2 protein-coding genes are annotated in these 867 nt (G+C 65.6%); one reads left to right on the top strand and one right to left on the bottom strand.

What is annotated here, in order from left to right; translation table 11 throughout:
• A partial coding sequence (locus tag LCE31_RS39990; protein ID WP_225023227.1) for a DUF6980 family protein occupies positions 1-284 on the bottom strand: 284 nt, incomplete at its 3' end.
• 216 nt (positions 285-500) lie between these two features.
• Between LCE31_RS39990 and LCE31_RS39985 the strand changes: the two genes are divergently transcribed.
• The gene (locus tag LCE31_RS39985; protein ID WP_225023226.1) at positions 501-773 is read left to right on the top strand and encodes a hypothetical protein; all 273 of its coding nucleotides are present in this window, start codon (positions 501-503) and stop codon (positions 771-773) included.
• Positions 774-867: the final 94 nt, after the last annotated feature.

Genomic DNA, 867 nt, shown 5'->3' with positions numbered 1-867 from the left:
TCGTCCTGGAACTCGGCTGGGACTTCGTCCTCCCACGGATCGATCCCGCGGCGTTCCAGTTCGTCGAACCATCGGTCCCGCTGTGATTCGGGGAGGCGTCGTCCGCACCAGGGGCAGAAGTCGATAGTGATGCTCGATGTGCCGCCGTCGTGGATGATCAGCCCGTACTCCTGGAACTTGGTGCTGAACTTGATCAGCGCGTCCGGACAGGCGAAGGTGTCGTTGTGCTGGTCGCAGGGCACGTTCACGCGGCGGCTCATCGCCTCGCAGCAGTGGCTGGTCATGACCTCGGTTTCTCGTTCATCGGCACTGTGCCCAGAAGTAGATCATGGTCTGTGATGATCAATGGATGGCGCGTGGAGATCTGACGGGTACGCAGTGGACCCGGCTGGAGCCGTTGTTGCCCGTGGGCAAGAAGCCGTCGTCCGCCGGTATGGACCAGGCGGCAGCTGATCGATGGCATACGGTTTCGCACCCGCACCGGCGCCCCGTAGCGGGATATGCCGGAGCAGTATGGGCCGTGGGCGCGGGTGTACGACCTGTTCCGCCGCTGGCAGCGGGACGGCACCTGGCAGTGGATCTTCAGCGAGTTGCAGGCCCAGGCCGACGCCAGGGAGCTCATCACCTGGGACCTCAACATCGACTCCACTGTGTGCCGGGCCCGCCAGCACGCTGCCGGGGCGAGGAAAAGGGGGATCTGCAGGTCGAGCCGCCCGGTGGCGCCGCCGTCGAGCCGGACGATCACGGTCTGGGACGCTCGCGCGGCGGCCTGACCACCAAGCTGCATCTGGCCATCGAGCAGGGCCAGAAGCCCATGTCCATCGTGATCACGGCTGGACAGCGCGGAGACTCCCCGCAGTTCGAACC

Origin of the sequence: Streptomyces sp. 8L (genome assembly GCF_020176795.1) — a bacterium.
Lineage (GTDB): Bacteria > Actinomycetota > Actinomycetes > Streptomycetales > Streptomycetaceae > Streptomyces.
Note: the sequence above shows the minus strand (reverse complement) of the source record. Positions and strands in the feature narration are given on the sequence as shown.

Coding starts and splice junctions, on each gene's coding strand:
- LCE31_RS39985 (WP_225023226.1), top strand. CDS start 501: ATGCCGGAGCAGTATGGGCCGTGGGCGCGGGTGTACGACCTGTTCCGC.